The 25,888-nt window shown below is 65.4% G+C and carries 24 protein-coding genes and 1 other RNA gene; 13 read left to right on the top strand and 12 right to left on the bottom strand.

Going from position 1 to position 25,888, the window contains the following annotated elements; genetic code table 11:
* The first annotated feature begins 11 nt into the window (after nt 1-11).
* The 4 genes from CAG11_RS02100 (at nt 12) to CAG11_RS02085 (ending at nt 4,038) form a co-directional block, all read left to right on the top strand.
* A complete protein-coding gene (locus tag CAG11_RS02100; RefSeq protein WP_053133774.1) occupies nt 12-452 on the top strand; it encodes a Zn-ribbon domain-containing OB-fold protein in 441 nt (146 codons plus the stop codon).
* 206 nt (nt 453-658) lie between these two features.
* The gene (locus tag CAG11_RS02095) at nt 659-1,708 is read left to right on the top strand and encodes a type III polyketide synthase (RefSeq protein ID WP_031320680.1); all 1,050 of its coding nucleotides are present in this window, start codon (nt 659-661) and stop codon (nt 1,706-1,708) included.
* A 112-nt stretch (nt 1,709-1,820) separates the two neighbouring features.
* Entirely contained in the window at nt 1,821-3,092 is a 1,272-nt protein-coding gene (locus tag CAG11_RS02090; protein WP_371857923.1) for an MFS transporter, read from the top strand.
* A 13-nt stretch (nt 3,093-3,105) separates the two neighbouring features.
* A complete protein-coding gene (locus tag CAG11_RS02085; RefSeq protein ID WP_085594329.1) occupies nt 3,106-4,038 on the top strand; it encodes a fumarylacetoacetate hydrolase in 933 nt (310 codons plus the stop codon).
* Here CAG11_RS02085 and gcvP read toward each other — a convergent pair.
* Nucleotides 4,029-6,893, bottom strand: a complete 2,865-nt coding sequence (gene gcvP / locus CAG11_RS02080; protein WP_085594327.1) for an aminomethyl-transferring glycine dehydrogenase — start codon at nt 6,891-6,893, stop codon at nt 4,029-4,031. The genes CAG11_RS02085 and gcvP overlap by 10 nt on opposite strands.
* 189 nt (nt 6,894-7,082) lie before the next feature.
* On the opposite strand from gcvP, the gene CAG11_RS02075 reads away from it, so the two are divergent.
* Entirely contained in the window at nt 7,083-8,222 is a 1,140-nt protein-coding gene (locus CAG11_RS02075; RefSeq protein ID WP_085594325.1) for a DegT/DnrJ/EryC1/StrS aminotransferase family protein, read from the top strand.
* 42 nt (nt 8,223-8,264) lie between these two features.
* On the opposite strand, the gene gcvH is transcribed toward CAG11_RS02075, so the two are convergent.
* The 9 genes from gcvH to CAG11_RS02030 form a co-directional block, all read right to left on the bottom strand.
* Entirely contained in the window at nt 8,265-8,648 is a 384-nt protein-coding gene (gene gcvH / locus CAG11_RS02070; RefSeq protein ID WP_022641742.1) for a glycine cleavage system protein GcvH, read from the bottom strand.
* A 54-nt stretch (nt 8,649-8,702) separates the two neighbouring features.
* Complete coding sequence (gcvT, locus tag CAG11_RS02065; protein ID WP_085594323.1) at nt 8,703-9,785, bottom strand: glycine cleavage system aminomethyltransferase GcvT; 1,083 nt, start codon at nt 9,783-9,785, stop codon at nt 8,703-8,705.
* 154 nt (nt 9,786-9,939) lie between these two features.
* The gene (locus tag CAG11_RS02060) at nt 9,940-11,556 is read right to left on the bottom strand and encodes an iron ABC transporter permease (protein ID WP_085594321.1); all 1,617 of its coding nucleotides are present in this window, start codon (nt 11,554-11,556) and stop codon (nt 9,940-9,942) included.
* A gap of 240 nt (nt 11,557-11,796) precedes the next feature.
* The gene (locus CAG11_RS02055; protein WP_053133756.1) at nt 11,797-12,798 is read right to left on the bottom strand and encodes an extracellular solute-binding protein; all 1,002 of its coding nucleotides are present in this window, start codon (nt 12,796-12,798) and stop codon (nt 11,797-11,799) included.
* A 161-nt stretch (nt 12,799-12,959) separates the two neighbouring features.
* Nucleotides 12,960-14,180, bottom strand: a complete 1,221-nt coding sequence (locus tag CAG11_RS02050; RefSeq protein WP_177409187.1) for a 2-octaprenyl-3-methyl-6-methoxy-1,4-benzoquinol hydroxylase — start codon at nt 14,178-14,180, stop codon at nt 12,960-12,962.
* Nucleotides 14,181-14,188: 8 nt separating this feature from the next.
* A complete protein-coding gene (locus tag CAG11_RS02045) occupies nt 14,189-14,674 on the bottom strand; it encodes a DUF4442 domain-containing protein (protein ID WP_031320682.1) in 486 nt (161 codons plus the stop codon).
* On the bottom strand, nt 14,667-15,854 hold the full coding sequence (ubiH, locus tag CAG11_RS02040; RefSeq protein ID WP_085594317.1) for a 2-octaprenyl-6-methoxyphenyl hydroxylase: 1,188 nt from the start codon (nt 15,852-15,854) through the stop codon (nt 14,667-14,669). The genes CAG11_RS02045 and ubiH overlap by 8 nt, the downstream gene beginning before the upstream one ends.
* The gene (pepP, locus tag CAG11_RS02035) at nt 15,851-17,185 is read right to left on the bottom strand and encodes a Xaa-Pro aminopeptidase (RefSeq protein ID WP_085594315.1); all 1,335 of its coding nucleotides are present in this window, start codon (nt 17,183-17,185) and stop codon (nt 15,851-15,853) included. The genes ubiH and pepP overlap by 4 nt, the downstream gene beginning before the upstream one ends.
* A 24-nt stretch (nt 17,186-17,209) precedes the next feature.
* Nucleotides 17,210-17,767 carry a YecA family protein gene (locus tag CAG11_RS02030; protein ID WP_022641750.1) on the bottom strand — a complete coding sequence of 186 codons (558 nt, stop codon included), beginning with the start codon at nt 17,765-17,767 and terminating at the stop codon, nt 17,210-17,212.
* Between the two features lie 216 nt (nt 17,768-17,983).
* Between CAG11_RS02030 and CAG11_RS02025 the strand changes: the two genes are divergently transcribed.
* The 4 genes from CAG11_RS02025 (at nt 17,984) to CAG11_RS02010 (ending at nt 19,408) form a co-directional block, all read left to right on the top strand.
* On the top strand, nt 17,984-18,193 hold the full coding sequence (locus CAG11_RS02025) for a TIGR02449 family protein (protein WP_011064144.1): 210 nt from the start codon (nt 17,984-17,986) through the stop codon (nt 18,191-18,193).
* The gene (locus CAG11_RS02020; protein WP_022641752.1) at nt 18,190-18,513 is read left to right on the top strand and encodes a cell division protein ZapA; all 324 of its coding nucleotides are present in this window, start codon (nt 18,190-18,192) and stop codon (nt 18,511-18,513) included. The genes CAG11_RS02025 and CAG11_RS02020 overlap by 4 nt, the downstream gene beginning before the upstream one ends.
* 23 nt (nt 18,514-18,536) lie before the next feature.
* Nucleotides 18,537-18,715, top strand: a non-coding RNA gene (ssrS, locus tag CAG11_RS02015) — 6S RNA.
* 87 nt (nt 18,716-18,802) lie between these two features.
* Nucleotides 18,803-19,408, top strand: a complete 606-nt coding sequence (locus CAG11_RS02010; RefSeq protein ID WP_085594313.1) for a 5-formyltetrahydrofolate cyclo-ligase — start codon at nt 18,803-18,805, stop codon at nt 19,406-19,408.
* Nucleotides 19,409-19,432: 24 nt separating this feature from the next.
* On the opposite strand, the gene CAG11_RS33755 is transcribed toward CAG11_RS02010, so the two are convergent.
* On the bottom strand, nt 19,433-19,579 hold the full coding sequence (locus tag CAG11_RS33755) for a hypothetical protein (protein WP_164485043.1): 147 nt from the start codon (nt 19,577-19,579) through the stop codon (nt 19,433-19,435).
* Nucleotides 19,580-19,775: 196 nt separating this feature from the next.
* Here CAG11_RS33755 and CAG11_RS02005 point away from each other — a divergent pair, with 196 nt between their 5' ends.
* The 4 genes from CAG11_RS02005 to CAG11_RS01990 all read left to right on the top strand — a co-directional run bounded on the left by CAG11_RS02005 (nt 19,776) and on the right by CAG11_RS01990 (nt 25,207).
* On the top strand, nt 19,776-20,225 hold the full coding sequence (locus CAG11_RS02005; protein WP_022641755.1) for an EVE domain-containing protein: 450 nt from the start codon (nt 19,776-19,778) through the stop codon (nt 20,223-20,225).
* Between the two features lie 178 nt (nt 20,226-20,403).
* Entirely contained in the window at nt 20,404-21,369 is a 966-nt protein-coding gene (locus tag CAG11_RS02000) for an HlyD family secretion protein (protein ID WP_085594311.1), read from the top strand.
* A complete protein-coding gene (gene rbbA, locus CAG11_RS01995; RefSeq protein WP_085594309.1) occupies nt 21,366-24,089 on the top strand; it encodes a ribosome-associated ATPase/putative transporter RbbA in 2,724 nt (907 codons plus the stop codon). The genes CAG11_RS02000 and rbbA overlap by 4 nt, the downstream gene beginning before the upstream one ends.
* Entirely contained in the window at nt 24,089-25,207 is a 1,119-nt protein-coding gene (locus CAG11_RS01990) for an ABC transporter permease (protein ID WP_085594307.1), read from the top strand. Before rbbA ends, CAG11_RS01990 begins: the two co-directional genes overlap by 1 nt.
* Nucleotides 25,208-25,328: 121 nt before the next feature.
* Here CAG11_RS01990 and CAG11_RS01985 read toward each other — a convergent pair whose 3' ends face one another.
* Nucleotides 25,329-25,736 carry a flagellar basal body-associated protein FliL gene (locus CAG11_RS01985; protein WP_022641759.1) on the bottom strand — a complete coding sequence of 136 codons (408 nt, stop codon included), beginning with the start codon at nt 25,734-25,736 and terminating at the stop codon, nt 25,329-25,331.
* Nucleotides 25,737-25,888: the final 152 nt, after the last annotated feature.

The raw sequence follows: 25,888 nt of genomic DNA, 5'->3' as shown, positions 1-25,888 counted from the left end.
GAGCCCGGACCATGTCCATGTACCCAGAACAGATCCACAGAATGACCACCGCCAGCATGCTCCGCGAATGGCGCGAGCATGGTGGCAAGTACCGCCTCGAAGGCAGCCAGTGCGAAGAGTGCAACGAGATTTTCTTCCCCCGGCGTACGGTCTGCGGCGCTTGCAACTCCATGAGCGTGAAACCCTATCGTTGCGCCCGCACCGGCAAGATCGAGGTCATGGCCCATGCCGACAACCCGATCCTGGCGGCCATGGGTTACGGCGAGACCGTACCGCGCTGCATGGCCATGGTCCGCCTGGACGACGGCCTGGTGATCGCCTCGGAAATCGTCGATGTCTGCGATGCCCAGCAACTGAAGGTCGGCGCGCCGGTGCGCATGGTGGTGCGCAAGCACGTGCGCGAAAGCAACCTGGCCTGGCAGTACGCCTACAAGTTCGTGCTGGATAAATAACTTGTTGTTCAAGGTGCCTTGCCAAAAGGCACCTTGAAGTAAGCCATAAAAATAAAATCCAACTTAAAAGTTACATCAGCGGCAACTTCAGTTCTGGAAGTCGCCCTTGGGCCCCGGTTTGCTTGGGCTCTATGAATTCTATTGCCTATTAACGGGGACACTCCCCAACACTTACTTATTGGCCTGAATACAGCCAAGGATTGGTCATGTCTACTCTTTGCCTCCCACACGTAATGTTTCCGAAACACAAGATCACCCAGCAACAGATGGTCGATCACCTGGAAGGCCTGCACGCCGACCACCCACGCATGGCCCTGGCCAAGCGCATGATCGCCAACACCGAGGTCAACGAGCGCCACCTGGTGCTGCCGATCGACGAGCTGGCGGTGCACACCGGCTTCACCCACCGCAGCATCGTCTACGAGCGTGAAGCACGGCAGATGTCGTCGGCCGCCGCACGCCAGGCCATCGAGAATGCCGGGCTGCAGATCAGCGACATCCGCATGGTGATCGTCACTTCCTGCACCGGCTTCATGATGCCGTCGCTGACCGCGCACCTGATCAACGACCTGGGCCTGCCCACCTCCACCGTGCAGCTGCCGATCGCCCAGCTGGGCTGCGTGGCCGGTGCCGCGGCGATCAACCGGGCCAACGATTTCGCCAGCCTGGATGCGCGCAACCACGTGCTGATCGTGTCCCTGGAGTTCTCCTCGCTGTGCTACCAGCCGGACGACACCAAGCTGCACGCCTTCATCTCGGCGGCGCTGTTCGGCGATGCGGTATCGGCCTGCGTGCTGCGCGCCGACGACCAGGCCGGCGGCTTCAAGATCAAGAAGACCGAGTCGTACTTCCTGCCCAAGAGCGAGCACTACATCAAGTACGACGTGAAGGACACCGGCTTCCACTTCACCCTCGACAAGGCGGTGATGAACTCCATCAAGGACGTGGCACCGGTCATGGAGCGCCTCAACTACGAGAGCTTCGAGCAGAACTGCGCGCACAACGACTTCTTCATCTTCCACACCGGCGGCCGCAAGATCCTCGACGAACTGGTGATGCACCTGGACCTGGCGTCGAACCGCGTCTCGCAATCGCGCAGCAGCCTGTCCGAGGCCGGCAACATCGCCAGCGTGGTGGTGTTCGACGTCCTCAAGCGCCAGTTCGATTCCAACCTGAACAAGGGCGATATCGGCCTGCTGGCGGCCTTCGGCCCGGGCTTCACCGCGGAGATGGCGGTCGGCCAGTGGACCGCCTGATGTGACACCCCGCGTCTGTGCGACCTGACGCTGCCGGGCTACAAGGCAGCGCCAGGCCGTACCCTCCACGGCGCCTCGCGCCGAGTTCATGGTTTGCCAAGGAAGCTGAGCGATGAACACTGGAATGCCAATCACGGCGGCCAACAGCCGCTACGAAAGATCCATGGTGCTATTGCTGTCATTGAGCTTCGGGCTGGTGGGGCTGGATCGCTTCATCATCCTGCCGCTGTTCCCGGTGATCATGCATGACCTGCACCTTGACTATCAGGACCTGGGCTACCTGTCCGCCGCGCTGGCCTTCACCTGGGGCCTGTCGGCCCTGGGCATGGGCAGCGTGATCGAGCGCCTGGGCACCCGCCGCGTGCTGGTGGTGTCCATCACCGTCCTGTCCTTGCTGTCCGGTTTTTCCGCGCTGGCCACCGGCGTGCTGGGGCTGGTGATCCTGCGCGGGCTGATGGGCATCTGCGAAGGTGCCTTCACCCCCACCAGCATCATCGTCACCAACGAAGTGTCGCGCCCCGGTCGACGCGGGCTGAACCTGGGGATCCAGCAAGCGCTGTTCCCGATTCTCGGCCTGTGCCTGGGCCCGCTGATCGCCGCCAGCCTGCTGCAGATGACCGGTTCCTGGCGCGCCGTATTCGCCATCATCTCGCTGCCGGGCCTGGTGCTGGCCGCCTACCTGTGGAAGGTCTACCGGCCACAGCCGGCACCCACTGCCGAACAAGCCTGCGGCCATGCCGGGACGCGCTGGCTGGCAGCCTTCAAGAGCGGCAACGTGAGCCTGAACATCCTGATCATGTTCTGCATCCTCACCTGCCAGTTCGTGCTCTGCGCCATGCTGCCCAGCTACCTGACCGACTACCTGCACCTGGAAACCCTGTCCATGGCCTTCATCATCTCGGCCATCGGCCTGGGCGGTTTCATCGGCCAGCTGATCATCCCCGGGATGTCCGATCGCCTGGGGCGCAAGCCGGTGGTCTCGGTGTGCTTCATGACCAGCAGCACCCTGGTCGGCCTGCTGATCGTCAGCCCGGCCATTCCCTGGTTGCTGTTCCTGCTGCTGTTCCTGCTGTCGTTCTTCAACTTCAGCCTGATCTGCATGACCGTCGGCCCGCTGACCAGCGAGTCGGTGCCCGCTGCCCTGCTGCCCACCGCGACCGGGATAGTCGTGGGCTTCGGCGAGATCCTCGGTGGCGGGCTGTCGCCGGCGGTAGCCGGGTTCGCCGCCACCCATTTCGGCCTGCCGTCGATCCTGTATGTCGCCCTGAGCGGCAGCCTGGCCGGCCTGCTGCTGTCGTTGCTGCTCAAGGAAAGCGCCCTCGAGCCCGGCCGCACACCGAGCCTCGAGCCACGCCCCTTGCCTCCCCGCCCCCTTGCCGATTGAGGACTAGAGAATCATGGATGATTACCTGCTGTTGCTGGATGTCTGCCACAAGGACCAGCGCGCCATCGGGCTGTTCGATTTGCACAATGGCCGCAGTGTGCGGGCGCTCTCCGAACACGGCGGGCTGTACGAGACCCTGCAGTTCTGCGCCCGGCGGCACCTGGGCTGGAGCGAGCACCTGCGCAGCCTGCCGGCCCATCCCCAGCTCGCCGCCGACGGGCGCCAGGAGGGCCCGTTGCGCCCGCCCCTCAAGCCCAGCGACAGCCTGCTGGCCCAGGTCAGCGAAGTCACCCTCAATACCCAGCACACCCACCAGGGCTGGTTCTACAAGGGCAACGGCAGCCTGCTCAAGACCGACGGCGAGCCACTGGCGGTTCCTTATCACGCCCTGAGCATCGCCAGCCAACCCGGGGTGGTCTGCGTGTACCTGGTGGATCATTTCGGCCAGCTGCGGTTCGTAGGCTTCAGCCTCGGCCATGACATCCGCGACCCGCTGCTGAGCCGCCAGGACGCCAGCTCCTGCGCACAGTCGCGCCTGCGCCACTGCGCGATCACCCCGGCGCTGATCCTCGGCGAGCTGCAGGGCAGCCTGTCGCTCAACGTCCGGGTCGAGCGCCAGGGTGCGCAGCTGTCCTACCTCAGCTACCGCCTCGACCAGCAGGCCTGGGGGGCGATTCGCAAGTACTCCCAGGCCTTCCTCGAACAGCACGAACAGTTCCTGCAGCCGGGCATGGTCCACTATGTGTTCCACAGCGCCAGCCGCCGCGAGAGCGAACTGCAACTGCAACATGGCGACTGGCTGGACCTGGATTGCCCGGAACTGGAGCTGGGCCTGAGCAACCAGGTCGTCGAGGAAGAACTGCTGCACCTGTACCCTCTCGAGGCCCAGCCGCGCCGGACCCGCGCCCAGACTGCCCGGTCGGCCTGGCAACCGGCTCAGCGGTAGGCGTCCACCGGTACGCAGGCGCAGAAGAGATTGCGGTCGCCGTAGACATTGTCCACCCGGTTCACCGCCGGCCAGTACTTGTGGGCCCGCACATGGGCGCTGGGCAAGACCGCCTGCTCGATGCTGTAGGCCCGCGTCCAGGCGCCAGTGATATCGGCCAGGGTATGGGGCGCGCCCTTGAGCGGATTGTCCTCGGCCGGCCACTGGCCCTCCTGGACCTGGGCGATCTCGGCGCGAATGCTCAGCATGGCTTCGACAAACCGGTCCAGCTCGGCCTTGGACTCACTCTCCGTGGGCTCGACCATCAGCGTGCCCGGCACCGGGAACGACATGGTCGGCGCATGGAAGCCGTAATCCATCAGGCGCTTGGCCACGTCCTCCTCGGTAATCCCGGTCAACGCCTTCAAGGGCCGCAGGTCGAGGATGCACTCATGGGCCACCCGTCCGTTGCGTCCGCTGTAGAGCACCGGGAAGGCGCCGCTGAGCTGGGTGGCCAGGTAGTTGGCGGCGAGGATCGCCACCTCGCTGGCATCGGCCAGCTGCGGCCCCATCATGGCGATGTACATCCAGCTGATGGGCAGGATGCTCGCGCTGCCCCAGGGCGCGGCGCTGACTGCGTCGTTCTGGGCCAGCGGGCCATCGATCGGCACCACCGGGTGGTTGGCGACGAAGGGCGCCAGGTGCGTGCGCACGCCAATCGGTCCCATCCCCGGGCCACCGCCGCCGTGGGGAATGCAGAAAGTCTTGTGCAGGTTCATGTGCGAGACGTCGGCGCCGATATCCGCGGGCCGGGCCAGGCCCACCTGGGCATTGAGGTTGGCGCCGTCCATGTATACCTGGCCGCCATGGCTGTGGACGACTTCGCAGATCTGGCGGATGCCTTCTTCATAGACCCCATGGGTCGAGGGATAGGTCGCCATCAGGCAGGACAAGCGCTCGCCGGCTTGCGCAGCCTTGGCCGCCAGGTCCGCCAGATCGACGTTGCCGGCCTCGTCGCACTCGACGATCACCACCTGCATCCCCGCCATCTGCGCCGAGGCCGGGTTGGTGCCGTGGGCCGAGGCCGGGATCAGGCAGATGTGCCGTTGTCCCTGGTGCCGGCTCTCGTGGTAGCGGCGGATGGCCAAAAGCCCGGCATATTCGCCCTGGGCCCCGGAGTTGGGCTGCATGCAGATGGCATCGAAACCGGTGATCGCGCACAGCCAGCGCTCCAGTTCGTCGATCATCAAGCTGTAGCCGGCGGCCTGCTCCCGGGGCGCGAAGGGATGCAGGTCGGCGAACTCCGGCCAGGTGATGGGGATCATCTCGCTGCTGGCGTTGAGCTTCATGGTGCAGGAGCCCAGGGGAATCATCGACTGGTTGAGCGCCAGGTCCTTGTTCTCCAGCTGCTTGAGGTAACGCAGCATCCGCGTCTCGCTGTGATGGGCGCTGAACACCGGATGCCCCAGCACCGGGCTGCGGCGCAGCAGCTCATCGGGCACGCCGGACTCCAGCTCCTCGGCATCCAGCACGGCTACGTCCAGGCCATGGTCGGCCCCCAGGAACACATCCCATAGCCGGGCGACGGTGGTTTCGTCGCAGGTCTCGTCGAGGCTCAGGCCCAGCCGGCCACGGCCGAGGATCCGCAAGTTGATCCGCTGGCCCCTGGCGCTCTCGATGATCGCGGTCTGGCTGCCGCCCACCTCCAGGGTCAGGGTATCGAAGAAGTGCCGGTTGACCCGGGCGATGCCATGGCGCTCCAGCCCCGCAGCGAGAATGCAGGTCAGCCGATGCACCCGCTGGGCGATGCGCTTGAGCCCCTTGGGGCCGTGGTACACCGCATAGAAAGCAGCGATGTTGGCCAGCAGTACCTGGGCGGTACAGATGTTGGAGTTGGCCTTCTCGCGGCGGATGTGCTGCTCGCGGGTCTGCAACGCCATGCGCAGGGCCACCTGGCCCCGGGCATCGCGGGACACGCCGATGATGCGCCCCGGCATGGCCCGCTTGTACTCGTCGCGGCAGGCGAAGAACGCCGCGTGGGGGCCACCGTAGCCCATGGGCACGCCAAAGCGCTGGGACGAACCCAGCACCACGTCAGCGCCCAGCTCGCCAGGCGGGGCCAGCAGCAACAGGCTGAGCAGGTCGGTGGCGACGCAAGCCAGGGCCTGGCGGGCATGCAATTGGTCGATCAGCGGCCGCAGGTCGCGGATCTCGCCGTGGGTATCCGGGTACTGCAACAAGGCGCCGAAGACCTCGTGCTCGGAAAGCTTGTCGAGACTATCGACCACCAGCTCGAAGCCGAAGCCCTCGGCCCGGGTCCGCACCACCGAGATGGTCTGCGGATGGCAATGTTCGTCGACGAAGAACCGCTTGCTCCCGGACTTGGCCACGCGACTGGCCATGGCCATGGCCTCGGCCGCGGCAGTGGCTTCGTCCAGCAGCGAGGCATTGGCCAGGTCGAGGCCGGTGAGGTCGATGGTCATCTGCTGGAAATTCAGCAGCGCCTCGAGCCGGCCCTGGGCGATCTCCGGCTGGTAAGGGGTATAGGCGGTGTACCAGCCGGGGTTTTCCAGCACGTTGCGCAGGATCACGTTGGGCGTGCGGGTGCCGTGGTAACCCATGCCGATCAGGCTGGTCCAGACCTGGTTCTGCGCCGCATAGCCCTTGAGCCGCGCCAGGGCCGCCGTCTCGTCGAGGGCCGGCGGCAGGTCCAGGGCACGATTGAAGCGAATGGCTGGCGGTACCGTCTGCTCGATCAGCTCGACCCGGCTGCCGAGCCCGAGGCTGGCAAGCATGGCTTGCTGCTCCTGGGCATCGGGTCCCAGGTGCCGGTCGAGAAATGCATTGGGCTCACGTAGCTGGGTCAGGGATGGCATGGCAGTCTCTCTTCGATGAACGGCGCTCAGCGTCGATGCGACAGGGTGCCAAGCAGCATAGCAGCCGATTTTGCCCCTCGGCGCTCTGGCGTCCCAAGGCTTTCGGGACCATCATGCTGGGCGTCAGCGCGCGCCCCGGCGCGCCTCAATCCATGTTCCCAGCGTCCGCTTATCGGGTGTCCCATCGTCATGAGCCAACTGCCCTTCCTGCCGTTCTCCAAACCCACCATCGATGAACCCACCATCGCCGCCGTCGGCGAGGTGCTGCGCTCGGGCTGGATCACCAGCGGTCCCAAGGTCCAGGCCTTCGAGACGCAGCTTTCGCAGTTCTTCGGCGGCCGCACCGTGCGGACCTTCAACTCCGGCACCTGCACCATGGAGATCGCCCTGCGCATCGCCGGCATCGGCCCGGGCGACGAAGTGATCACCACGCCGATCTCCTGGGTCGCCACCGCCAACGTGATTCTCGAAGTGGGCGCCACGCCGGTGTTCGCCGACATCGACCCGGTGACCCGCAACCTCGACCTGGACCAGGTCGAGGCCGCCATCACCCCGCGCACCAAGGCCATCATCCCGGTGTACCTGGCCGGCCTGCCGCTGGACATGGACCGCCTCTACGCCCTGGCCAGCAAGCATGGCCTGCGGGTGGTGGAGGACGCCGCCCAGGCCCTGGGCTCCAGCTGGAACGGCCAGCGCATCGGCGCCGGCGGCGACTTCGTGTCGTTCAGCTTCCAGGCCAACAAGAACGTCACCTGCTCCGAAGGTGGCTGCCTGGTGCTCAATACCCGGGAAGAAGTGCGCCTGGCCGAGAAGTACCGCCTGCAAGGGGTGACCCGCAGCGGCCACGACGGCCTGGACGTGGATGTGCTGGGCGGCAAGTTCAACATGACCGACGTCGCCGCGGCCATCGGCCTCGGGCAGTTCGCCCATATCGAGGCGATCACCACCCACCGTCGCGAGCTGGCCCGGCACTATTTCGAATGCTTTGGCAGCGATTTCCAGGAGCGCTACGGCGCCCAGCTGCCACCGGCGGACTTCAGCAACAGCAACTGGCACCTGTTCCAGCTGGTCTTGCCCGAGCGCCAGGATGGCCAGCCGGCCCGCGCCACGTTCATGGAGCAGATGCAGCAACGGGGTATCGGCATCGGCTATCACTATCCGCCGATTCACCTGTTGAGCCTGTACCGCGAGCGCGGCTTCAAGGAAGGAATGTTCCCGGTAGCGGAACGGGTGGGACGCCTGATCGTGTCGTTGCCGATGTTCACGGCGATGGACAAGAGCGATGTTGAGCGCGCGGTAGCCGCGGTCAAGGAGGTGTTGCAGAGGTAAGGGGCTCGCGGCCGGCCCGCTCGGGGGCCGGCCGCGTATGCCTTATTCGCCGATGGAGGCCTTGTAGCCTGCGGCGTCCAGCAGTTTTTCCAGGTCCGCCGGGTTGGCCGGCTTGAGCTTGAAGATCCAGGCGTCGTAGGGCTCGCTGTTGAGCAACTCGGGGCTGGCGCTCAGCTCCTCGTTGACTTCGATTACTTCACCGGCCACCGGGGCGTAGATGTCCGAAGCAGCCTTGACCGACTCCACCACGCCGGCCTGGTCCCCTGCGCCGAACACCTGGCCGACTTCGGTCAGCTCGACGAATACCACATCGCCCAGGGCTTGCTGGGCGTGGTCGCTAATACCCACGGTCACGCTGCCGTCGGCTTCCAGGCGGGCCCACTCGTGGCTTTCGGCAAAACGCAGGTGGGCAGGGATATCGCTCATGTTCTGTGTCCTCAAGAAGAAATGAACAGCGGCGCAATGCCGGCTGCAAAAATGTTAGATCAAGGTTTTGCCATGGCGCACGAAGGTCGGTTTGACTACCCGCACCGGGTACCACTTGCCACGGATTTCCACTTCGGCCCGATCGCCGGTGGCCATCGGTACTCGCGCCAGGGCAATCGACTTGCTCAGCGTAGGGGAGAAACTACCACTGGTGATCTCACCTTCGCCAACATCGGCGATGCGTACCACCTGGTGCGCCCGCAAGACGCCACGTTCCTCGAGCACCAGGCCCACCAGCTTGTGCTGTATTCCGCCCGCCCGCTCGGCTTCCAGGGCGGCACGCCCGATGAACTGGCGCGTAGCCGGCTCCCAGGCGATGCTCCAGGCCATGTTCGCCGCCAGGGGTGAAACCTGCTGATGGATATCCTGGCCATAGAGGTTCATGCCGGCTTCCAGGCGCAGGGTGTCACGGGCGCCAAGGCCGATGGGCGAGATGCCCGCGCCCACCAGGTCGTTGAAAAAGGCCGGCGCCTGTTCGGCGGGCAGGACGATCTCCAGGCCATCTTCGCCGGTGTAGCCGGTGCGGGCGATGAACCAGTCACCGTCGACACGGCCCTCGAAAGGCTTGAGTTGCTGGATCAGGGTGGCCCGGGGCTGGCTCACCAGTTCGGCGATGCGCTGGCGCGCCTGGGGTCCCTGGATCGCCAGCATGGCCAGTTCCGCCCGCTCGCGCAGCCGGACCTGGAAGTCTCCCAGTCGGGACTGCATCCAGGCCAGGTCTTGCTGGCGGGTCGCGGCGTTGACCACCAGGCGATAACTGTCTTGGAGGCGGTAGACGATCATGTCGTCGACGATGCCGCCCTGCTCGTTGAGCATGGCGCTGTACAAGGCCTGGCCGGGGCTTTGCAGGCGTTCGACGTCATTGGCCAGCAAGTGCTGGAGCCAGGCCTTGGCCTGGTCGCCGTCGACATCGATCACGGTCATGTGGGATACATCGAACACTCCACAATCCCGGCGCACCTGATGGTGTTCCTCGACTTGCGAGCCGTAATGCAAGGGCATATCCCAACCGCCAAAATCGACCATTTTCGCGCCGAGGGCGAGATGCAGGTCATACAGAGGCGTACGCTGTCCCATGGGTTTCTCCTTCCGGGCGTGGCGAGGGTGCGGCCTGGCGCTGCAAAGGTGAAAGCCTTGGAATACATGGCTCCCAGCCGGTTCCAGCGTCCCGGCCAAACAACAGACCGCACCGAATGCCGCGCATTGTAGCCGCAAGGTGGCGGGCTGACACCTAACCGATTCGATGGGCCGAGCGACGGATCAGGCCGATCACCGGCAACAGTCCCACCAGCACCAGGGTCAGGGCCGGCAACGAGGCCCGCGCCCACTCTCCCTCACTGGTCATTTCGAAGATCCGCACCGCCAGGGTGTCCCAGCCGAATGGGCGCATCAGCAAGGTGGCGGGCATTTCCTTGAGCACATCGACGAACACCAGCAGGGCGGCGCTCAAGGTCCCGGGTAGCAGCAGCGGCAGATACACTTTGAAAAACAGTCGCGGGCCACCGACTCCCAGGCTGCGGGCGGCTTCCGGCAGTGACGGACGGATGCGCTCCAGGCTGGTTTCCAAGGGGCCGTAGGCCACGGCGATGAAACGCACCAGGTAGGCCAGCAACAAGGCGCAGAGGCTGCCCAGCAACAAGGGCTTGCCCGCTCCGCCCAGCCAGCCGGACAGCGGGATCACCAGTTCGCGGTCCAGGTAGCTGAAGGCCAACATGATCGACACCGCCAGCACCGACCCCGGCAAGGCGTAGCCCAGGTTGGCCAGGCTGACACCCGCCTGGATGCCCCGGGTCGGCGCCAGGCGCCGGGCGAAGGCCAGCAACAAGGCCACGCTGACCGTGATCAGCGCCGCCATGCCTCCCAGGTACAAGGTGTGGACGATCAGGCCGGCGTAGCGCTCGTCCAGGTCGAAGCGTCCGCGCTGCCAGAACCACGCCAGCAGTTGCAGCAGCGGAATCACGAAGGCGCAGGCGAACACCAGCAGGCACCAGCCGCTGGCCGCCAGCGCCTTGAATCCCCGCAGCTGGTACAGGGCCTTGCCCCGAGGACGCTCGTTGCCGGTACGGCTGGCGCCCCGGGCACGCCGCTCGCCGTACAGCACCAGCATCACCGCCAGCAGCAACAGGCTGGCCAGCTGTGCGGCGCTGGACAGGCTGAAGAAGCCGTACCAGGTCTTGTAGATGGCAGTGGTGAAGGTATCGAAGTTGAACACCGCCACCGCGCCGAAGTCCGCCAGGGTCTCCATCAACGCCAGGGCCACGCCGGCGCCGATGGCCGGTCGGGCCATGGGCAGGGCCACGCGCCAGAAGGCCTGCCAGGGCGATTGCCCGAGCACCCGCGCAGCCTCCATCAAGCCCTTGCCCTGGGCCAGGAAGGCACTGCGCGCCAGCAGGTAGACGTAGGGGTAGAACACCAGCACCAGTACCAGGATGACCCCGCCGGTGGAGCGCACCCTGGGCAGCCGCAGGCCACTGCCTAACCACTCCCGCAACAGGCTTTGCACCGGCCCGGAAAAGTCCAGCAGGCCGACGAAGACGAAGGCCAGCACATAGGCCGGGATCGCGAACGGCAGCATCAGCGCCCAGTCCAGCCAGCGCCGCCCCGGGAACTCGCAGAGGCTGGTGAGCCAGGCCAGGCTCACCCCCAGCAACGTGACCCCGACGCCGACCCCGAGCACCAGGGTCAGGGTATTGCCGAGCAGGCGCGGCATCTGGGTCTCCCACAGGTGGGACCAGATCTGTTGGTCGACCGCCTGCCAGGAAAACAGCAGTACGCTCAGCGGCAGCAGGACCAGGGCCGCGACGGCAAAGACCAGGGGATACCAACGACGTTGGGCGGGATGGGCCACAAAAAACTCTCGGGCAGATTGAACAGACAAAATACTTGTGCAAGACACGCATGGCGAGGGAGCTTGCTCCCGCGGGCGACTTGGCCGCCCCAAGGGCTGCAAACCCGTTCCGACAGTTGAATCACGAAATCAGGCTTTGCCAGCGCTGCGCGCTGAAGCGCAAGCAAGCTCCCTCGCCACAAAAAGCCCAGCCGCTAAAGAAAACGCCCCGCAAAAGCGGGGCGCAGTATAACGGCAGGCTCAGTTCCAGCCAGCGCGGTCCATCAGGCGGATGGCCTCGGCCTGGCGCTTGCCGGCGATTTCCACCGGCAGGGTATCGGCCACGAACTTGCCCCAGCTGGCGACTTCGGCAGACGGCGCCACCGCCGGGTTGGCCGGGAACTCCTGGTTGACGTCGGCGAAGATCTTCTGCGCTTCTGGGGTGGTCATCCATTCCACCAGCGCCTTGGCGGCCTCCGGATGCGGTGCATGCTTGGTCAGGCCGATTCCCGACAGGTTGACGTGCACTCCGCGATCGCCCTGGTTCGGCCAGAACAGCTTCACCGCCAGGTTCGGCTTCTGCTTGTGCAGGCGGCCGTAGTAGTAGGTGTTGACGATCCCCACGTCGCACTGGCCGGCATTGATCGCTTCCAGCACGGCGATGTCGTCGGAGAACACATCGGTGGACAGGTTGTTGACCCAGCCCTTGAGGATCTCCTCGGTCTTGTCCGCGCCGTGGGTCTCGATCAGCGTGGCAGTCAGCGACTGGTTGTAGACCTTCTTCGCGGTGCGCAGGCACAGGCGGCCTTCCCACTGCTTGCCGGCCAGGGCCTCGTAGGTGGTCAGCTCGCCCGGCTTGACCCGCTCGGTGGAGTAGGCCAGGGTCCGCGCCCGCAGGCTCAGGCCGGTCCAGGCGTGGCTGGAAGAGCGGTATTGCAGGGGAATGTTGCTGTCGATGACCTTGGAGGTGAAGGGCTGCAGGATGCCCATCTGCTCGGCCTGCCAGAGGTTGCCGGCGTCCACGGTCAACAGCAGGTCGGCGGTGGCGTTCTCGCCCTCGGCCTTGATGCGCTGCATCAGCGGCGCTTCCTTGTCGGTGATGAATTTGATCTTCACCCCGGTCTTCTGGGTGTAGGCATCGAACACCGGCTTGATCAGCTCGTCGATACGGGAGGAGTAGACCACCACTTCGTCGGCGGCCTGGGCGGTGCCGGCGATGAGGGTGAGTGCCAGGGCGGTCAGTAGACGCTTCGGTGCCAACATGGGAGCAGTCTCTCGTATGCAAAGTGAGGCGAAATGATAAGGACTCCCATTTGCTGGCTCAACCGAACCCGGAGCCGAGGAGTAACCAGATGTTGCGCGGAAAGCCTTGCCCTGTGCGGCGGCGCCTGCTCGTCATCGGCAGGCACCTCCCTGGATCCGGATCACTCGGCCCGGGCCAACTCCGGCAAGTCGCCACTCAGGCCCAGTGCCTGGCGCACGAACAGGGCCTTGGCCTCGGGCATCTGGTCGACCACCTTCAGCCCGGTGTTGCGCAACCAGCGCAGCGGCAACGGGTCGGCCTGGAACAACCGCTCGAAGCCCTCCATGGCGGCCATCAGCGCCAGGTTGTGAGGCATGCGCTTGCGCTCGAAACGGCTGAGCACCTTGACCTCGGCCAGGCGCTCGCCACGTCCGGCGGCCCCCAGCAACACCTGGGCCAGTACCGCCGCATCGAGGAACCCCAGGTTGACCCCCTGCCCCGCCAGCGGATGGATGGTGTGGGCCGCATCGCCGATCAGCGCCAGGCCCTCGGCCACGTAGCGCTTGGCATGGCGCTGGCGCAGCGGCACGCAAAGCCGTGGATCGGCGCCAAGCACCTGGCCCAGGCGACCCTCGAAAGCCCGTTCCAGCTCGGCGCAGAAGCTTGCGTCGTCCAGGGCCATCAGGCGTTCGGCCTCGGTGGGTGTGGTGGACCAGACAATGGAGCACCAGTCGTGCTGCCCATCCCGCACCAGAGGCAAAAAGGCCAGCGGCCCGGTGTCGGTGAAGCGTTGCCAGGCCGTCAGCTGGTGGGGCTGGCTGCTGCGCACGCTGGTGACGATGGCGTGGTGCAGGTAATCCCACTCCCGCGTAGCGCAACCGGTGAGGCGGCGCACCGCCGAGTTGGCACCGTCGGCGGCCACCACCAGCGGCGCCCGCAGGCTCCGGCCGTCGGCCAGGGTCAGCAGCCAGTCGTCGCCGGAACGGCGCATCTGCTCCAGCCGGGCATCGGCCAGCAAACCGATATCGCACTCATGCAGGCGTTCGAGCAAGGCATCCTGGACCACTCGGTTCTCGACGATATGCCCCAATACCTCGGCATGCACGCTGGCCGCCGAGAAGTGGATCTGGCCGGTGCCGCTGCCATCCCAGACCTGCATGTCGCGGTAGGGACTGCTACGGCGCCGGGCTATGCCGTCCCAGGCGCCGAGGCGCTGCAGGATCCGCTGGCTGGCCGCCGACAGCGCACTGACCCGGGGCTCGAACGGCGCCTGCTGGTCGAAAGGTTTGACACTCAGGGAACCACCGTCGAGCAGCAGCACTTCCAGGCCGCTGCCCTGCAACGCCAGGGCCAGGGCACTGCCGACCATGCCGGCTCCGACAATCAGCACATCTGCGCGCATTTCCATGCTTAGGCCTGTCTCGCTTGCGGCTTGAGCCGCACATAAAGGGTTTTGTCGACCCGCGCCACCAGGGTGCCGGAGCCATCGTGAATCTCGACCTGCAACTGCGGCAGGTACTTTTCTCCGGCAGCGGTGTGCTGGCGGATCTGGTCGATCAGGGCCTGGTCGATGCTGAACCGGGCGAACACCGGACCCTTGCCCGGTGCGATGAAGTCGATGGCCGCGGCCTTGTCCCAGACGATGTAGTCGCGTCCCAGGTTTTCCATCAGCATCAACATGAAGAACGGGTCCACCATCGAATACAGGCTGCCGCCGAACTGGGTGCCGACATAGTTGCGGTTGTACCAGCCCAGGCCCATGGACACGCGAGCCTCGCGAAAGTCCGCGGCGATGTGGCGAATCCGTACTCCTGCGCCGAAGTAGGGTGGGTACAGATTCAACACCCAACGCAACAGGCGTGCCTTGCCGACACGCCGGGCCAACCAGTCACGCATCCGGGCGAACACCCAGGCCCATGGCCTGGCGGGCGAACCAGCGCTTGGCCGGCGGTAGCAGATCCAGGCCCAGCAAGCCGAGGTTGCGCCCTACCGACAGTAGCGGCAGCTTGCTGCCGAACAGCCGCGTGACCTGGTCGGAAAAGCCCACGGTCAGGTCCTGGTCCAGGCGCTGGCGCTCGCGATAGGCCTGCAGCACCGAGAAATCACCCGGCGTGCGTTCGCTGCCGAGCAGGGCATCGGCCAGGGCCTGGGCGTCGCGCAGGGACAGGTTGAATCCCTGGCCGGCGATCGGGTGCAGGCTGTGGGCGGCGTTGCCCAGCACCACCAGGTGCGGGCGCACTTGCTCCTCGGCCTCCACCAGGGAGAGCGGGTACAGGTGCCGGGCGCCCACTTGCTTGAGAGTGCCCAGGCGATAACCGAACACTCCCTGCAATTCGCTGAGGAAGCTGCGTTCGTCCAGCGCGGCCAGGCGCTGCGCATCCATGCCCTGGCGGGTCCAGACCAGCGCGCAGCGGTTTTCCGGCAGCGGCAACAAGGCCATGGGCCCGTCGTCGGTGAAGCGCTCGAAGGCCATGCCGCCATGGGCTTCGCTGGGGGTGATGTTGGCGATCAGCGCACTCTGGTTGTAAGGGCGCTTGCGAACCCCGATGCCCAGCTGCTCGCGCAGGCTGGAACGACCGCCATCGGCCAGCACCGCAAGGTCGCATTCCAGGGTGGTCTCGTCATCCAGGGTCAGGCGGTAGCCGCCTTCCAGGGGCTCCAGGCGGGTGACTTCCGCCGGGCAGCGCCAGCTGATCACGTCCTGGTCCAGCCCCTGCCACAGGCACTGGCCGAGCCAGGCGTTCTCCACTACGTAACCCAGGGCCGGGACGCCCTCTTCCATGGCCGACAGCCGCGCAGTGGAGAAACGGCCACGGTCGGACACATGGATCTGCTTGATCGGCTCGGCGCGCCGGGAGATTGCCTGCCACAGGTCCAGGCGCTGGTAGATCTGCCGCGCGCCGAAGGACAGCGCCGAGGAGCGTGCGTCATAGCTGGGCTGGAAACTGTCGCCAGGAGCGAAGGGTTCGATCAGCACGATCTTCCAGCCCCGGGCCTTGGCGCCCGCTTGCAGGGCCAGGGCCAGGCTGGCGCCGACCAGGCCGCCACCGATGATGGCGAGATTGACCCGGCTCATGACGCCTGGCCCCGGGCCGCGGCCATCAGCGCCTCGATCTCGGCGACGCTCTTGGGCACGCCGCCTGTCAGAATTTCACAGCCCTGCTTGGTCACTACCACGTCGTCCTCGATGCGCACGCCAATGCCGCGCCACTTCTTCGCCACTTGCTGGTTGTCCGGGGAAATGTAGATCCCCGGCTCTACGGTCAGCGCCATGCCGACCTCCAGCACCCGCCACTCGCCGCCGACCTTGTATTCGCCGACATCGTGTACATCCATGCCCAGCCAGTGCCCGGCGCGGTGCATGTAGAACGCCTTGTAGGCTTCGCTGGCGATCAAGTCGTCGACAGCGCCCTCCAGCAGGCCCAGCTCCACCAGGCCGGTGGTGATCACCCGGACTGTCGCTTCGTGGGCCTGGTTCCAGTGCTTGTCCGGGGCGATCTCGGCGAAGGCAGCCTCCTGGGCGGCCAGCACCAGCTCGTAGATCGCCTTCTGCTCCGGCGAGAACCGGCCATTGACCGGCCAGGTGCGGGTGATGTCGCTGGCATAGCAGTCGATTTCACAGCCGGCGTCGATCAGCACCAGGTCGCCGTCCTTGAGCACGGCATCATTCTGCTGGTAGTGCAGGATGCAACCGTTGCGTCCAGCCGCAACGATGGACCCGTAGGCCGGCATCTTCGCCCCGCCCTTGCGGAACTCGTAGTCCAGCTCGGCCTCCAGGCTGTATTCGTGCAGGCCGGCACGGCTGGCCTGCATCGCCCGGATATGTGCCTGGGCGGAAATCCGCGCGGCCTCGCGCATCACCTTCACTTCCGCCGCCGATTTATACAGGCGCATGTCGTGCAGCAGATGATCCAGGGCAACGAATTCGTTCGGTGGCTGGGCACCCAGGTGGGCCTTGGAACGGATCACGTTGATCCACTCCATCAGGTGCCGGTCGAACTCGGGGTTGCTGCCCATGGCCGAATAGACCCGGTCGCGCCCCTCGATCAGCCCCGGGAGGATGTCGTCGATATCGGTGATGGGAAAGGCATCGTCCGCGCCATAGTCGCGGATCGCCCCCTCCTGGCCGGCCCGCAGGCCATCCCAGAGCTCGCGCTCGGCATTGCGCTCGCGGCAGAACAGCACGTACTCGCCATGCTCGCGACCGGGCATCAGCACGATCACCGCCTGTGGCTCGGGAAAGCCGCTGAGGTACTGGAAGTCGCTGTCCTGGCGGTAGACGTGCTCCACGTCGCGATTGCGAATGGCCACGGCCGCCGCCGGCAGGATCGCGATGCTGTTGGGCTCCATCTGCGCCATGAGCGCCTTGCGGCGCCGGCTGTATTCAGCTTTCGGGATATGGATCATGGGCAGGCCCGGGTCCCTGTCAGGTCAATGCAGAGAAGGCTTGGCAGCCGGTGCGCCGGCCTTGTTGGTTTCGGTGAACAGCAGAAGTGGCGCGACCCGCAGGTACTCCATCACTTCCATGTAGTCGTTCTCACCGTCGTCGGATTCTTCCAGCGCGTCCTGGACCTGGGCGATGGCTGCAAGGTCCTGCAACACTTCCGTACCTTCGGTGCTCAGGGCACTGCTGTCGCGGAAGTTGAGGCCGAAACCGGAGAGGAAACCCTGGCACCACTGGCCAAGGGCGGTGGCGCGCTGGGCCAGCGGAGCATCGTCGCTGGGCAGCAGCAGGACCACGGTCATGTCGTCGCTGGTGAGCTCGCCCTTGACCATTTCCTGCAGGCCGATCAAGGCGTTGCGTACGTTTTCCTGAGGTTCGCCTTCGAGCAGCTCGGCAGCGTCCACCAGCCAGCCGTCGACTTCAAAGCCGGCGCCGGCGCAACTGCGCCCCAGCAACAGGCCGTGCAGTTCGGCGGGAGAAACAGAATGGCCGCTGCTGCTGAGCAGGGTGGCGAAGGCATCGTAAGGGGAGTTCTGAATGGGCATGGGCAGCTAGGCGCCAAGCGGCGCAATGTCTAGAATGAAGGCCTTGTATCGTAGGGCGTGTCATCACTCATTGCTAGCGTCGCGTTGTGCCTTGCGCCCTGTCACAACGGTGCGCGGGGCCTTGGGCGACGGACAGTTCGCCGAGCGGACAGCACCGGATGCGCCGGCTGCTGTCCTGCCAGTTGCCACTCATCAGATCAAATTCAGTGGGACACAATGGAAGACACCGACCTGCACGCACTGATGGCCAGACTCGAACTGCTGATTACCCGGGTCGAGCAACTAAAGAGTCAAAACGCACTCTTACTAGCTCAGGAAAAGACCTGGCGCGAGGAACGCGCGCACCTCATTGAAAAAAACGAAATCGCCCGGCGTAAGGTCGAATCGATGATTTCGCGCCTCAAGGCCCTGGAGCAAGACTCATGAGTTCAAGCAATAGCGTTACCGTGCAGATCCTCGACAAAGAATATTCGATCATCTGCCCCCAGGAAGAACGCAGCAATCTGGTGAGCGCCGCCCGCTACCTGGACGGCAAGATGCGCGAGATCCGCAGCAGCGGCAAGGTCATCGGCGCCGATCGGATCGCAGTCATGGCCGCCCTGAACATCACCCACGACCTGCTGCATCGCCAGGAACGCCCGGACGTGCAGGCCAGCACGACCACCCGCGAACAGGTACGCGACCTGCTGGAGCGGGTCGATCTGGTCCTGGCGACAGAATCGGACGCAAGCAAGGCTGATTCCTGACAGCGGTTGCGTTATACTCCCGCCACTCCCTGGGGTGCTTGCCAGTTGGCGATGTCCCTGAGCCGATTTGCACTACCCTGGAAGTTGCACGTTGGGCTGGTGTGCATGTCCGCTAGACGGAAAGCCTTAAAGCCTGCTGCATCTCCCGCCTTGAACTCTCGGGTTCAAGGGCTAAGTCGACAGCGGTTCGCCTGGGGAGCCTGAATCATCGATCAATGCCAGTTATCCATGCTGGCATTGGTTTTTCCGGGTAGGCTGTCCTGCCATCCCGACTTGCAAAGCCTCCTCCATGACTGCACCTGCGCCGCCCTCCCGCCCGCAACTTCGCCGCATGCTGCGCAAAGCCCGTCGCGCCCTGACACCCGCCCAGCAGCGCCAGGCCGCCCGTGGCTTGTATCGACAGCTGGCGCAGGATCCGGTATTTCGCCGCGCGCGACATCTATCGCTGTACCTGCCCACCGACGGTGAAATCGACCCGCGCCTGCTGTTGCGCGCCGCCCAGCGCCGGGGCAAGGCCACCTACCTGCCGGTCCTCAGCGCCTGGCCACGTACCAAGATGGTCTTCCAGCGCATTCGTCCGGGCGAGCAGCTGCGGCCCAATCGCTTTCGCATTCTCGAACCCAAAATCAATGTCGCCCGGCAACGCAAGGTCTGGGCCCTGGACCTGGTGCTGTTGCCGTTGGTGGGGTTCGATGAAGAGGGAGGACGCCTGGGGATGGGCGGTGGATTCTACGACCGCAGCCTGGCCTATCTGGCGTGCCGGAAAACATGGCGCAAGCCGAAGCTGCTGGGGCTGGCCCATGAATGCCAGAAAGTCGGAAGACTGGATCAGGCCAGCTGGGATGTGCCGCTGCAGGGCACGGTGACCGATCGGGGATGGTACGGCGCCCGCTAGGCGCCGCATTCTATCGACGCTGACTCAGCGCTTGAGAGGTTGCTGCTGTTGTGCGATCTCGACCGGAGCATCGGTCTTGCTGGCCCATAGGCTCTGTGCATAACCGGTGGTCACAACGCCCAAACCGAACAAAATAACCAAAATCCATAGCAAATCCGGTTGGCGTTTCATCGATTGCCCCCCCTCAGGCAAATCACACACGCTGGCGGCACGGCATCCATAACAAGCCATGCGGCAGCGTCAAGCTTAAAATCCCGGCATTTTGCGATAACGTGAACCGACACGCAAATGCTGGCGTCAACCGACCGTCGGTTTGTCATAAAATTGCCAGATCACCCGTTCACCCACCTTGTCGGAGGGCAACCACATGGCCTATTGGCTGATGAAATCCGAGCCGGACGAGCTCTCCATCGAAGGCCTGCAGGCACTCGGCCAGGCGCGCTGGGATGGCGTGCGCAACTACCAGGCACGCAACTTCCTGCGGGCCATGGCCGAGGGCGACGAGTTCTTCTTCTACCATTCCAGCTGCCCCGAGCCGGGCATCGCCGGGATTGGCCGGATCGTCAAGGCTGCCTACCCGGACCCCACCGCCCTGGAGCCGGACAGCGTCTATTTCGATCCCAAGTCCAGCGCCGAGAAGAACGCCTGGAGCGCCATCGACGTGGCCCATGTGCAGACCTTCGGCAAGGTCCTGCGCCTGGACTACCTCAAGCAGCAGGCAGCCCTTGCCGAGATGCCCCTGGTGCACAAAGGCAGCCGCCTCTCGGTGATGCCCGTAACCGCCGAGCAGTGGGCGGCGGTGCTCGCGCTGCGCTGATCCCCGCGCACGCCATGGCCATGCAAGCCATGGCAGCGTTGCCGGTTTTTTGTCACGTCCCTCATGCAGCCTGCAACCATTGAGGTTAGGCTAGCGCCCTTTACATTTGACGAGCATCAAGCGGCCCAGGCTTGAGGTTCGTCAGACTAGGACGCTATAGCCGCAGGACGCAGACCCCATGTCGAAGAACCGCCGTTCCTCCCGTGTTTTCGCTGTTTCCCTCTTGATCCTATTGCTCGCTGCCGGTGGTTTCGGCTACTGGAAGTCCCTCCAGGACCGCCTGCCCGAAGGCTTGAGCATGGGCAACGGCCGCCTGGAGGCCACCGAGTTGCAGATCGCCAGCAAGATCCCGGGGCGCCTGGCCGAAGTGCGAGTCCATGAGGGCGACAAGGTGCTCCAGGGCCAACTCCTGGCACGCATGGATACCCGGACCCTGGAAGCCCAGCGCGCCCAGGCCGAGGCCGAAGTGGCCAGGGCCCGGGAAAACCTCTCTGCCGCCGAAGCCAATGTGCAACTGCGCCAGAGCGAACTGCTACTGGCCAACCAGGAACTCAAGCGCTCCCAGGAACTGTTCCGTCGCGGCTTCGCCAGCCAGCAGATCATCGACCAGCAGCAAGCCCGCCTGAGCACCGGCAACGCGGCAGTGCTGGCGGCCCAGGCCCAGGTCGCCTCGGTCAAGGCCGCCATCGGCGCCGCCCAGGCCCAGGTGGCCCAGCTCATCAGCGAAATCGACGACAGCAGCCTGCGCGCGCCCATCGACGGCATCATTCAACTGCGCCTGGCCGAACCTGGCGAGGTCCTGGGCGCGGGTGGCCGGGTGCTGTTGCTGATCGATCCCAACGACCAGTACATGAACCTCTACCTGCCCGCCTCCGTCGCCGGGCGCCTGACCGTGGGCGATGAAGCACGCCTGCTGCTCGACGGCCTGCCCAACCAGCCACTACCGGCGAAGATCAACTTCGTCGCGGCCAAGTCCCAGTTCACCCCCAAGGAAGTGGAGACCCGCGACGAACGCCAGAAACTGGTGTTCCGGGTCAAGGTGCGCCTGACCCAACCCGCCGCCGTGCCACAAGCCAAGCCGGGCATGCCCGGTGCCGGTTACGTGCGCACCGCCCCCGTGGACTGGCCGGCTAACCTGCAATGAGCGGCCTGGCGCTGCAAGCGACCGGCATCGCTCATCGCTATGGTCCGCAACAGGCTCTGGTCGATATAGCCTTCAGCCTGCCGGCCGGTACCCGTTGCGGCCTGATCGGTCCGGACGGCGCCGGCAAGTCGAGCCTGCTGGGGCTGATCGCCGGGGTCAAGAAACTCCAGCAGGGCCAGCTCCAGGTACTCGGGGGCGACATCACCCAGCGGCGCCACCGCAGCAGCCTCTATCCGCGCATCGCCTTCATGCCCCAGGGCCTGGGCGGCAACCTGTACCCCGAGCTGTCCATCAGCGAGAACATCCGCTTCTTCGCCACCCTGTTCGGCCTGCCCGCCAAGGAATGCGCGCAGCGCATGCACAGCCTGCTGCTGGCCACCGACCTGCTGCGCTTCGCCGAGCGCCCGGCCGGCAAGCTGTCAGGCGGGATGAAACAGAAGCTCGGCCTGTGTTGCGCACTGATCCACGAGCCGGACCTTTTGATCCTCGACGAACCGACCACCGGCGTCGATCCGCTCTCGCGCCGACGCTTCTGGGAACTGGTGGAGGACGTGCGCCAGCAACGACCACAGCTGACGCTGCTGGTGGCCACCGCCTACATGGAGGAAGCCGAGCAGTTCGAGCATTGCCTGATGCTCGATCGCGGCCGGTTGATCGCCCAGGGCCTGAGCCAGGAGCTGGCCAAGGTCACCGCCAGCGGCAAGCTGGACGACGCCTTCACCCACTTCCAGGGCGACGGCGGCCAGGACAATCCGCCGCTGGTGATCCCGCCCCGCTCCAGCGCCAACCAGGACATCGCCATCGAGGCCCATGAACTGACCCTGCGCTTCGGCGACTTCACCGCCGTGAACAAGGTCAGCTTCGCCATCGGCCGCGGGGAGATCTTCGGCTTCCTGGGCTCCAACGGCTGCGGCAAGACCACCACCATGAAGGTTCTCACCGGGCTGATGCCGGCCACCGAGGGCAGCGCCAAGCTGCTGGGCAACCCGGTGAATGCCAAGGACCTGGCCACCCGCAAGCGGGTCGGCTTCATGTCCCAGAGCTTCTCGCTGTACGGCGAGCTCAGCGTGCGCCAGAACCTGGAGCTGCACGCCCGCCTGTTCGACTTGCCCAAGGACCAGAGCGGCCCGCGCATCGAGGAACTGATCCAGCGCTTCGACCTGGGCGCAATCGCCGAGCAGCAGTCCGGCGCCCTGCCCCTGGGTTTGCGCCAGCGCCTGTCGCTGGCGGTGGCGGTGCTGCACCGGCCGGAAGTGCTGATCCTCGACGAGCCCACGTCCGGGGTGGACCCGGCGGCCCGCGACGATTTCTGGCGCCTGCTGGTGGAGCTGTCCCGGGAACAGGGCGTGACCATCTTCCTGTCCACCCACTTCATGAACGAAGCCCAGCGCTGCGACCGCATTTCCCTGTTGCACGCCGGCAAGGTACTGGCCTGCGATACCCCAGAGGCGCTGCAGCGCCAGTACGCCGGCGAGACCCTGGAAGCGGCCTTCGTGCGCTGCCTGGAAGACGTCCAGGGCGCCCCGGACACTCCACCTCCCGCCCAGCCGGAACCAGCAGCCCCGGCTGCGGCCAGCGCCCCCGTGCACTCGGGCCTGAGCCTGGCGCGGTTGCTGGCGGTGGCCACCCGCGAAGGCAAGGAACTGCTGCGCGACCGGGTGCGCCTGGGGTTCGCCCTGCTCGGAGCGATCTTCATGATGGTGATCTTCGGCTACGGTATTTCCCTGGATGTGGAGAAGCTGGCCTTCGCCGTCTACGACCAGGACCAGACCCCGCAAAGCCGCGCCTACCTGGAAGCCTTCCGCAGCTCACGCTACTTCGAGGAAAAACCGACGATCCGCAACTCCGCCGAGCTGCACCGGCGCTTGCAACGCTCGGAGATCAAGCTGGCCCTGGAAATCCCTCCCGGCTTCGGCCGCGACCTCTATGCCGGGCGCCAGCCCGTGGTCGCCGCCTGGCTCGACGGTGGCATGCCGTTTCGCGCGGAGACCAGCCGCAACTATGTCGAGGCGGTGCACCAGGGCAACCTGGAACTGCTGGCGGAACACAGTAGCCTGCCGCGCAACTCACGACCTGCGGCCAAGCTGGAAACCCGCTTCCGCTACAACCAGGACGTGGTTAGCGTGAACGCCATCGGCCCCGGCGTCATGGCGCTGATCCTGGCGTTCATCCCGGCCATGCTCACCGCCTTGGGCATCGTCCGCGAGAAGGAGCTGGGTTCGATCACCAATTTCTACGCCACACCACTGACGCGTCTGGAATTCCTCCTGGGCAAGCAGGCGCCATACCTGGCCGTCAGCCTGATCAACCTGGGGCTGCTGGTGGCCATGAACCGCTGGCTGTTCGGCGTACCGTTCAAGGGCAGCGGCCTGACCCTGGCCCTGGGCGGGGTACTGTACGTGCTGGCCACCACCAGCATGGGCCTGCTGATCTCGGCCTTCACCCGCACCCAGATCGCGGCGATCCTGGGCACCATGATCATCACCAGCCTGCCGACCATCCAGTTCTCCGGGCTGATCGTGCCGCGCTCGTCCCTGGACGGTTCGGCGGCGATCATGGGCCAGCTGTTCCCCGCGGGCTACTTCCTCGACATCGCGGTCGGTACCTTCACCAAGGCCCTGGACGTGCGTGAACTCTGGCCCCAGTGCCTGGCGCTGGTGGGGTTCTTCCTCGGCTTCACCGGGCTGAGCCTGGTCATGTTGAAAAAGCAGGAGGTCTGATGAACCGGCTTGCCCATATCCTGCGCCTGGGCCTCAAGGAACTCACCAGCCTGCGCCATGACAGCGTACTGTTGCTGTTCCTGATGTACGCCTTCACCGTGGCCATCTACCTGCCAGCCGCCGGCTCGGTGATCGGCGTGCACAACGCCAGCGTGGCCCTGGTGGACGAGGACCACAGCGCACTGTCGCGCCTGCTGGGGGAGTCCCTGCAACCGCCGGAATTCCAGGCCCCGGCAACCCTGCCCTACGACCGGCTGGACGCAGTGCTGGACAGCGGCCAGTACACCTTCGTGATCAACGTCCCGGCCAACTTCCAGAACGACCTGCTGGCCGGGCGCCAGCCGGCAGTACAGGTCAACGTCGACGCCACCGCCATGAGCCAGGCCTTCATGGGGGCGGGCTACATCGGCCGGATCTTCCAGCGCGAGCTGCTCGACTACGCCGGCCAGGGAGACACACCCGCCAAGGCCCCGGCCCTGCTGACCACCCGCGCGCTGTTCAACACCAACCTGCAGGGCGGCTGGTTCCTGGCGGTGATCCAGATCGTCAACAACATCACCATCCTGGCCATCGTGCTCACCGGCACCGCGCTGCTGCGCGAACGCGAGCACGGTACTCTCGATCACTTGCTGGTGCTGCCGCTCACAGCCCTGGAGATCATGCTGGCGAAAATCTGGAGCAACATGCTGGTGGTGGTGCTGTGCACCTGGATATCGCTGGAAGTGGTCGTCAAGGGGTTGCTGGGCGTGCCGCTGGCCGGCTCCCTGGGCTTGTTCCTGATGGTCACCGCGCTCTATCTGTTCGCCAGCACGGCCCTGGGCATCTTCCTCGCCACTTTGGCCCGCTCGACCCCGCAGTTCGGCCTGCTGGCGATCCCGGTGATCATTCCGATGCTGTTGTTATCCGGCGGCAGTACGCCGCTGGACAGCATGCCGCAGTGGTTGCAATGGGTGATGCAGGGTTCGCCATCGACGCATTTCGTCAGCTTGAGCGCGGCGATCCTGTTCCGCGACGCCGGCGTCAGCGTGGTCTGGCCCGACCTGCTGGCCCTGGGCGGGATCGGCCTGGCGTTCTTCGCCATCGCCCTGGCGCGGTTTCGCAAGAGCCTGGCGTCCTGAGGTTGCCTCGGGACGCCGATATGCAGGAGCGAAGCTTGCTCGCGATCAGCCGCAAGGCTGGAATCTGGCGGGGGTCGCGATATCGCTATCGCGGGCAAGCCTCGCTCCTACGGATCCAGCATTACTGGATGATCAGGTTATTGAACAGCAGGTCCTCGACCACCGGCTTGCCGGTCTCGTCGTTCATCACCTGTTGCACCTGCTTGAGGGCTTCCTGGCGCAGTTTTTCCTTGGCCTCGACATTGTTCATGGTCTCGGCGGTCTGCTGGGCGAACAGCGCCACCAGCTGGTTGCGGATCAGCGGCTCATTGGCCTTGACCGCCTGGGCCGCCGGGTCGCCGGTCACCCGCAGGGCCACGTCGGCCTTGTAGACCTTGAGCTTGGGGCCGCCATCCAGGCCGTAGTTGCCCACGAAGGGCGGGGTCAGGCTGATGTAGCTGACTTTCGGCGCTTCGCCTTCTTTAGCCTCTTCGGCCATCGCTGCCACAGGCAGGGAGAGGGCCAGCAGCAACATGATCCACGCTTTCACAATTCGCTCCTTAATCCGGTTTGCGGCCTAGCATAAAGGCCCGCCAGCCTGAGCCCAAGCACAAGCTTATGGCTGGTTATCAGGGCCGGGCATGCTCGTTGACCACCTGGTTCACACTCCTACACTTATCGGCCACCACTCCCAAAGGAATA

Origin of the sequence: Pseudomonas sp. B6(2017) (genome assembly GCF_002112765.1) — a bacterium.
GTDB lineage: Bacteria > Pseudomonadota > Gammaproteobacteria > Pseudomonadales > Pseudomonadaceae > Aquipseudomonas > Aquipseudomonas piscis.
Note: the sequence above shows the minus strand (reverse complement) of the source record. Positions and strands in the feature narration are given on the sequence as shown.